The organism is Streptomyces sp. WMMC500 (assembly GCF_027497195.1).
Lineage (GTDB): Bacteria > Actinomycetota > Actinomycetes > Streptomycetales > Streptomycetaceae > Streptomyces.
The window spans coordinates 7,467,627-7,475,000 of record NZ_CP114905.1; the positions used below are offsets into that span (position 1 = coordinate 7,467,627).

Genomic DNA, 7,374 nt, shown 5'->3' on the forward strand with positions numbered 1-7,374 from the left:
AGGAGCGTGTCCACCCCCGCCGCCGGCCCCGCCGCCGGACTCGAAGCGGTCAGCCGCGCCCTGCTCGCCATGAGCCGGCAGGTCCAGGTCCGCGACGTGCTCCAGACGATCACGGCGTCCGCGCGCGAGCTGCTGCAGGCCGAGTACGCCGCCCTGGGCGTGCCCGACGACCACGGCGGCTTCGCCCAGTTCGTCGTCGACGGCGTCAGCGACGCGCAGTGGAAGGCCATCGGCCCGCTGCCCCGCCAGCACGGCATCCTCGCCGCGCTGCTGGAGGAAGCCGAGCCGGTGCGGCTCGGCGACGTACGCAAGGACCCCCGCTTCGGCGGCTGGCCCAGCGCCCACCCGCGGCTGCGGGACTTCGTCGGCGCCCCCATCGCCGACGGCGAGGAGGTACTCGGCGCGCTCTTCCTCGCCAACAAGCAGTGCGAGCCGGACGAACCGCCCGCCCCCGACGGCTGCCGCTTCGGCGCCGAGGACGAGGCCCTGCTGCGTACCCTCGCCGACCACGCCGCCATCGCGCTGACCAACGCCCGCCTGTACGAGCGCAGCCGCGAGCTGACCATCGCCGGCGAGCGCGCCCGTATCGCACACGAGCTGCACGACGCCGTCTCCCAGAAGCTCTTCTCGCTGCGCCTGACCGCACAGGCCGCCGCCGCCCTCGTCGACCGCGACCCGGCCCGCGCCAAGGGCGAGCTGCAGCAGGTCGCGCGGCTCGCCGCGGACGCCGCCGACGAGCTGCGCGCCGCCGTCGTCGAGCTGCGCCCCGCGGCCCTGGACGACGACGGCCTGGTGGCCACCCTGGCGACGCAGGTGCAGGTGCTCGACCGGGCCCACCGCGCCCGCGTCACCTTCACCTCCGCGCAGGTACGCGCCCTGCCCGCGGCGCAGGAGGAGGCGCTGCTGCGGGTCGCGCAGGAGGCGCTGCACAACGCGCTGCGGCACGCCGACGCCGGCCTGGTCGAGGTCGCCCTCACCCGGCACGGCCGCGGCGCGCGGCTGCGGGTGCGCGACGACGGCCGGGGCTTCGCCCCGGAGGCCGTGCGCTCCGCCGGCCGCCACCTGGGCCTGGTGTCCATGCGCGACCGGGCCGCCGGGGTCGGCGGCGGTCTGACCGTCCAGTCGGCGCCCGGGCAGGGCACCGTGATCGAGATGGAGGTGCCCGGTGGCTGAGGCGGACGAGAAGCGGCGGACCGAGGACCCGGAGGGTACGGACGCGCCCGGCCGGATCCGGGTGCTGCTGGTCGACGACCACCAGGTCGTCCGGCGCGGGCTGCGCACCTTCCTGGAGGTGCAGGACGACATCGAGGTCGTCGGCGAGGCCGCCGACGGCGACGAGGGCGTGGCCCGTACCGCGGAGCTGGTGCCGGACGTGGTGCTGATGGACGTGAAGATGCCCGGCACCGACGGCATCGAGGCGCTGCGCCGGATCCGCGAGTCCGGCAGCGCGGCGCGCGTGCTGGTCATCACCAGCTTCACCGAGCAGCGCACCGTCGTCCCCGCGCTGCGCGCGGGCGCCGCGGGCTACGTGTACAAGGACGTCGACCCCGAGGCGCTGGCCAAGGCGATCCGCTCGGTGCACGCCGGGCACGTGCTGCTGCAGCCGGACGTCGCCGGGGCGCTGCTGGCGCCGGAGGCTGGCGGAGGGCCCGCGCAGGGGCGGGGGACGACGCTGACGGACCGCGAGCGCGAGGTGCTGGCGCTGATCGCGGACGGCCGCTCGAACCGGGAGATCGCCCGCGCGCTCGTGGTCTCGGAGAAGACCGTCAAGACGCACGTGTCAAACATCCTGATGAAGCTGGACCTCGCCGACCGGACGCAGGCCGCTCTCTGGGCCGTACGCCACGGCGTGAGCGGCTGAGACGCCGACCGGCGGCCCTCGGCCCGGCGTTGCGGAACGTCGTCCTCCGATCCGAGATTCATACTGTCGTGTAGATGTCGCCTGATCGGCGCAACCGCGCCGCGCCCCCCGCGTTCTCCATGGCATGCCGCGGCACACGCCGCGGCCGACGCGAGGAGGAATCTCATGAGGAACCTGAAGCGGGCGGCAGCCCTCACCATCGCCGCGAGCGGCCTGGCCGTCGCCGGCGCGGGTGTGGCCGTCGCGCAGAGCGGCGCCGGCGCCCAGGGCACGGCCGTCGGCTCCCCGGGCCTCGGCTCCGGGAACCTGGGCCAGATGCCGGTGCACATGCCCGGGAACGCCTGCGGCAACACCGGCAGCTTCATCGGCGCGCTGAACCCGGCGTTCGGCAACCTCTGCATCAACCGCTGACGACCAGCGGTCTGCCGGCACCGGAACCGGCCCCCGGGCACCGCCCGGCGGGCCGGTCCGGCGTATCCCCGGCGTTCGTACGATCGCCGCCCACGGCGCCGAACGGCGGGCTCAGGCCGCCGCGGTGTGTCCCGCCGGACTCCTCAGCCGTTGCGCAGCGGCCCCCGGGCCCCGGGGCGTACGCGCCGCCGCGGCCCCGCGCACCTCACCCGCGCTCCAGCTCCTCCACGAACGCGTTGTACGCCGCGACCCGCGCCCGCCGTGCCGTCCGCTCCAGCGGCCGCAGCGCCTCGCCGCGGGCCGCTATCTGCCCCGCGCTGACCGCCGCCCCGTGCCCCTCGCCCGGATCCCGCGCGATGTCCACCAGCGCACCCACCCGCTGCGCCAGCTCCAGCACCCGCACCGCCCGCGGCGGATACCCCGGCGCCAGCACCTCGCGCCCCCGCTCCGCCCGCGCCCGGTACGCCGCCAGCGCCGCCTCGGCGACCGGCCCGGAACCCGCCACGTCCAGCCGCGACAGCACCTCCGTGGCCTCCCGCATCGCCTCCGCCAGCTCCCGCTCCGCCTCGCCCAGCGACGGCACGTCCGCCGGCGGCGCCTCCCGCACCGGCAGGCACCGCCACCGCACCCGGACCACCTCGTCCCCCTCCGGCCCCACCGACCAGACCTCCGGCACCAGCCCCTGCGGCGGCCCTCCGGTCACCAGCACCGCCTCGCCCGCGTCCAGCGCCGCCGCGTTGAACTCCGGCGGCCCGGAGAGACCCAGCGGATGCCCCGGCACCGGCAGCGCCACCCGCAGACCCTTCGCGCCCAGCGCCCGCAGCCGCCCCAGCGCCATCGTCAGGCCCACCCCCTCGGCGGACTCCTCCTCCGACAGCCCCGCCACCCGGTGCCCGGCGTCGTCCGCGACGATGCGCTCCGCGGCCTCGTCGGGCGAGATGTGCCCGGAAAGCAGGGCATTTCCCCAGGCCGCCAGTCGGCCTGAACGTGGTTCTTCGAGCATGGCACCAGCCTACGGACCGGGTCCGACATCGCGTGGCGTAGGTTTGCCCTGGGGCGGTGTCGCAGGCGCGCACCGCGTACGAGGACCGACACTGCAAGGGGAGACGGCACGCTCATGAGCGATGTACTGGAGCTGGTGGACGTATCGGTGGTCCGCGACGGCAGGGCTCTGGTCGAACAGGTCTCCTGGTCGGTCGCGGAGGGCGAGCGGTGGATCATCCTCGGCCCCAACGGCGCGGGCAAGACCACACTGTTGAACATCGCCTCCAGCTATCTCTTTCCGTCCACGGGCACCGTCCAGGTCCTCGGGGAGAAGCTCGGCAGCGTCGACGTCTTCGAGCTCCGCCCGCGCATCGGCATGGCCAGCGCCGCGCTCTCCGAGAAGCTGCCCAAGAGCCAGACGGTCCTGCAGACCGTCCTCACCGCCGCGTACGGCATGACCGCCACCTGGCAGGAGAGCTACGAGGCCGTCGACGAGGACCGCGCCAAGGCGTTCCTCGACCGCCTCGGCATGAGCGAGTACCTGGAGCGCAGATTCGGCACCCTCTCCGAGGGCGAGCGCAAGCGCACCCAGATCGCCCGCGCCATGATGACCGACCCCGAACTGCTCCTCCTCGACGAGCCGGCCGCGGGACTCGACCTCGGCGGCCGCGAGGACCTCGTACGCCGCCTCGGCCGGCTGGCCCGCGACCCGTACGCGCCCTCGATGATCATGGTGACGCACCACGTCGAGGAGATTCCCCCCGGGTTCACGCACGTGCTGATGATCCGGCAGGGCAAGGTCCTCGCCGCCGGACCCATCGAGGACGAACTGACCTCCCGCAACCTCTCGCTCTGCTTCGGCCTCCCGCTCGTCCTCGACCGCGCCGGCGACCGCTGGACCGCCCAGGGCCTCCCGATGTCCAAGGCGTAGCCGCCGCCCCGGGCATCTGTCCCGAATCCCTTGCCCCGCAATAGCATTGGACCCGTGGACGCATGGGTGTGGTGGCTGATCGCCGCCGTAGGCTTGGGCATTCCCCTGGTGCTGACCGCCATGCCGGAGTTCGGCATGTTCTCGGTCGGCGCGGTCGCCGCCGCCGTGACGGCCGCCCTGGGGGGCGGACTCACCGTACAAGTGATCGTCTTCGCGGTCGTCTCGACCGCCCTCATCGCGGCCGTCCGACCCGTGGCGCGCCGCCACCGAAGCCAGGGCGGAGCGGCGACGGGCGTCGACGCCCTCAAGGGCAGACGGGCGGTGGTGCTGGAGCGCGTCGACGGCTCAGGGGGGCGCATCAAGCTCGCCGGCGAGGTGTGGAGTGCACGGGCGCTCGACGCGGGCGAGGTTTACGAGCCCGGCCGGCAGGTCGATGTCGTGGACATCGACGGTGCGACCGCCGTCGTCATGTGAGCCGTCAGGTGACCGGAAGAGCCCTTACGGGCAAGGCCGTTCTGCCACACTCGGCGGCTGGGCCGCACAATTGGATCACTAACCGGGGAGCAGCATGCAGCCGATCATCATCGTCCTGATCATCCTGGTGGTGCTCGTCTTCATCGCACTCATCAAGACGATCCAGGTCATCCCGCAGGCCAGTGCGGCCATCGTGGAGCGCTTCGGCCGCTACACCCGCACCCTCAACGCCGGCCTCAACATCGTGGTGCCGTTCATCGACACCATCCGCAACCGCGTCGACCTGCGCGAACAAGTCGTGCCGTTCCCACCGCAGCCCGTGATCACCCAGGACAACCTGGTGGTGAACATCGACACCGTCATCTACTACCAGGTCACCGACGCCCGGGCCGCCACCTACGAGGTCGCCAGCTACATCCAGGCCATCGAGCAGCTCACCGTCACCACCCTGCGCAACATCATCGGCGGCATGGACCTGGAGCGCACCCTGACCTCCCGCGAGGAGATCAACGCCGCGCTGCGCGGCGTCCTCGACGAGGCCACCGGCCGCTGGGGCATCCGCGTCAACCGCGTCGAGCTGAAGGCCATCGAACCGCCCACCTCCATCCAGGACTCGATGGAGAAGCAGATGCGCGCCGACCGCGACAAGCGCGCCGCGATCCTCACCGCCGAAGGCGTCCGGCAGTCCGAGATCCTCACCGCCGAGGGCGAGAAGCAGGCCGCGATCCTGCGCGCCGAGGGCGAGGCCCGCTCCGCGGCGCTGCGCGCCGAGGGCGAGGCGCAGGCCATCCGCACGGTCTTCGAGTCCATCCACGCCGGTGACCCGGACCAGAAGCTGCTGTCGTACCAGTACCTGCAGATGCTGCCGAAGATCGCCGAGGGCGACGCGAACAAGCTCTGGATCGTGCCCAGCGAGATCGGCGATGCCCTGAAGGGACTCGGCGGCGCCCTGGGGAACTTCGGCCCGCCCTCGCCCACCGGCGGCGACGCAGCCGCCGCCCCCAAGGCGAACACCCGCAAGGCCCCCACCTACCGCGAGCAGCCCCCGCTGGAGTAGGCCCCGCGCCCGCGCACGCACGTCGTACGACACGAGCCCGCCCCCGGTCGTTTCAACGACCGGGGGCGGGCTCTCCGCGTACCGCACGGGCGGGGCACGCACGCGCCGGAACTCAGGCGGCGACCGGGACCTCGCGGCCCTCCGACACCGCCAGCCAGTCCGGCAACTGCTCCCGCTCGCGCACCCCCAGCGCCAGCAGCAGCGCGTCCGCCGGCGTCGGCTCGAACGGCCGCCGCAGCAGCCGCATCCCCGCCTGCTCCGGCGTCCGGTCCGCCTTGCGGTGGTTGTCCGCGGCGCAGGACGCCACCGTGTTCAGCCAGGTGTCGGCGCCGCCCAGCGCGCGCGGCACGACGTGGTCCACGGTCGTCGCACGCCGGCCGCAGTACGCGCACCGGTGCCGGTCACGTACCAGCACACCCCGGCGCGACCACGGCGCCCGTCTTCGGAACGGCACCCGCACGTACCGGCACAGCCGGATCACCTGGGGCACCGGAAGCTCGACGCTCGCCGCCCGCAGCCGCATGCCGGAGTGCGCCTGCTCGACGACGGCCTTGTCCTGGAGCACCAGCACCACCGCACGGCGGAGCGACACCGTCGACAACGGCTCGAAGCTCGCGTTGAGCACCAGCGTCTCGCGCATCCCGGTCACACCTCCCGACTCGCCTCACCGAGCGGCGAGGTGGCTCCACTGTGCCCCGGGAGATCAGCCGCGACAACGCAATTTCAGCCCGCCGCGGGCTCCTCGTGCGTGCCGATGAGCCGGGCCCTCGCGAGGGTGTGGAAGCGGAGGTTGAAGCCCACGACGGCCGGTGTCGCCGCCGCGTCGGGACCCAGCTTCTCCTGGTCCACCGCGTACACCGTGAACACGTACCGGTGCTCGCCGTCACCGGGCGGCGGCGCCGCACCTGTGAAGTCGTGGGTCCCGGCGTCGTTCCGCACGGTCACGGCGCCCTGCGGCAGCCCGGCCATGTCCCCCGTGCCCGCGCCCGCCGGCAGCTCTGTCACGGACGCCGGGATGTCGAACACCGACCAGTGCCAGAACCCGCTGCCGGTCGGCGCGTCCGGGTCGTAACAGGTGACGGCGAAGCTCCTGGTCCCCTCCGGGAACCCCGACCAGCGCAACTGCGGCGAAGTATTGCCCTTCGCCCCGATCTGCGCGTCCGGCAGGGGAGCGCCCTCCTTCACGTCGTCGCTGGTGACGGTGAACGACGGCACCGCGGGATGGAAGTCGTGGGGCAGCGGCGGCCGGTTCTGCTCGGGCACGTGAGACACCTCCGGGTGGCTGTGACACAGGGACACGACGTGGCGGTACGCGCACACGCGCACACGCGGTACGCCCGCCACGGCGTCAGCCTAACGAGCAGGGGCCGGGGCGCCGCCGCCACACGACGGGCGGCTCAGAACCAGTTGCGCCGCGACCCCACCTCGGAGATCCACTGGCCCAGGTACGCGCTCCAGTCGGTCTCCTGGAAGTCTGTGAGCCCCACCTGGAACTTCCGGAACGAGTCGCCGCCGTCCGTGAACAGCCCCGGCTTCTTGTCCATCTCCACCACCACGTCCATCTGGTGCCCGTCGGCGAGGAACGTCAGCTCCACGGCCGTCAGGCCGCGGTACTGCTGCGGCGCGTAGAACTCGATCTCCTGGTAGAACGGCAGC

The 7,374-nt window shown here is 73.3% G+C and carries 10 protein-coding genes (1 of these 10 cut by a window edge); 6 read left to right on the top strand and 4 right to left on the bottom strand.

What is annotated here, in order from left to right; all coding sequences use genetic code 11:
- The first annotated feature begins 69 nt into the window (after nt 1-69).
- The 3 genes from O7599_RS32215 (at nt 70) to O7599_RS32225 (ending at nt 2,272) form a co-directional block, all read left to right on the top strand.
- On the top strand, nt 70-1,173 hold the full coding sequence (locus O7599_RS32215; RefSeq protein WP_281623606.1) for a GAF domain-containing sensor histidine kinase: 1,104 nt from the start codon (nt 70-72) through the stop codon (nt 1,171-1,173).
- Entirely contained in the window at nt 1,166-1,861 is a 696-nt protein-coding gene (locus O7599_RS32220) for a response regulator transcription factor (protein WP_281619134.1), read from the top strand. The genes O7599_RS32215 and O7599_RS32220 overlap by 8 nt, the downstream gene beginning before the upstream one ends.
- A 165-nt stretch (nt 1,862-2,026) precedes the next feature.
- Nucleotides 2,027-2,272, top strand: coding sequence for a chaplin (locus O7599_RS32225; protein ID WP_281619135.1), 246 nt, complete (start codon nt 2,027-2,029; stop codon nt 2,270-2,272).
- 205 nt (nt 2,273-2,477) lie between these two features.
- Here O7599_RS32225 and O7599_RS32230 read toward each other — a convergent pair whose 3' ends face one another.
- Nucleotides 2,478-3,275, bottom strand: a complete 798-nt coding sequence (locus O7599_RS32230) for a hypothetical protein (protein ID WP_281619136.1) — start codon at nt 3,273-3,275, stop codon at nt 2,478-2,480.
- A gap of 114 nt (nt 3,276-3,389) precedes the next feature.
- Here O7599_RS32230 and O7599_RS32235 point away from each other — a divergent pair, with 114 nt between their 5' ends.
- From O7599_RS32235 to O7599_RS32245, 3 genes are all read left to right on the top strand, one after another.
- Nucleotides 3,390-4,187 carry an ABC transporter ATP-binding protein gene (locus O7599_RS32235; protein ID WP_281619137.1) on the top strand — a complete coding sequence of 266 codons (798 nt, stop codon included), beginning with the start codon at nt 3,390-3,392 and terminating at the stop codon, nt 4,185-4,187.
- Nucleotides 4,188-4,232: 45 nt separating this feature from the next.
- A complete protein-coding gene (locus tag O7599_RS32240) occupies nt 4,233-4,661 on the top strand; it encodes an NfeD family protein (RefSeq protein WP_281623607.1) in 429 nt (142 codons plus the stop codon).
- 94 nt (nt 4,662-4,755) lie between these two features.
- Nucleotides 4,756-5,718 (top strand): SPFH domain-containing protein, encoded by a 963-nt coding sequence (locus O7599_RS32245; protein ID WP_281619138.1) that lies wholly within the window; start codon nt 4,756-4,758, stop codon nt 5,716-5,718.
- A 112-nt stretch (nt 5,719-5,830) separates the two neighbouring features.
- On the opposite strand, the gene O7599_RS32250 is transcribed toward O7599_RS32245, so the two are convergent.
- From O7599_RS32250 to O7599_RS32260, 3 genes are all read right to left on the bottom strand, one after another.
- Complete coding sequence (locus O7599_RS32250; protein ID WP_281619139.1) at nt 5,831-6,358, bottom strand: HNH endonuclease; 528 nt, start codon at nt 6,356-6,358, stop codon at nt 5,831-5,833.
- A gap of 83 nt (nt 6,359-6,441) precedes the next feature.
- Nucleotides 6,442-6,981: a YbhB/YbcL family Raf kinase inhibitor-like protein gene (locus O7599_RS32255; RefSeq protein ID WP_281619140.1), complete on the bottom strand. Its 540-nt coding sequence runs from the start codon at nt 6,979-6,981 to the stop codon at nt 6,442-6,444.
- Between the two features lie 134 nt (nt 6,982-7,115).
- Nucleotides 7,116-7,374 carry the final stretch of a sporulation protein gene (locus tag O7599_RS32260; RefSeq protein WP_281619141.1) on the bottom strand. The gene runs 524 nt beyond the window's last position, so the window shows 259 of its 783 coding nt (coding positions 525-783); its start codon lies off the right edge, out of view; it ends in the stop codon at nt 7,116-7,118.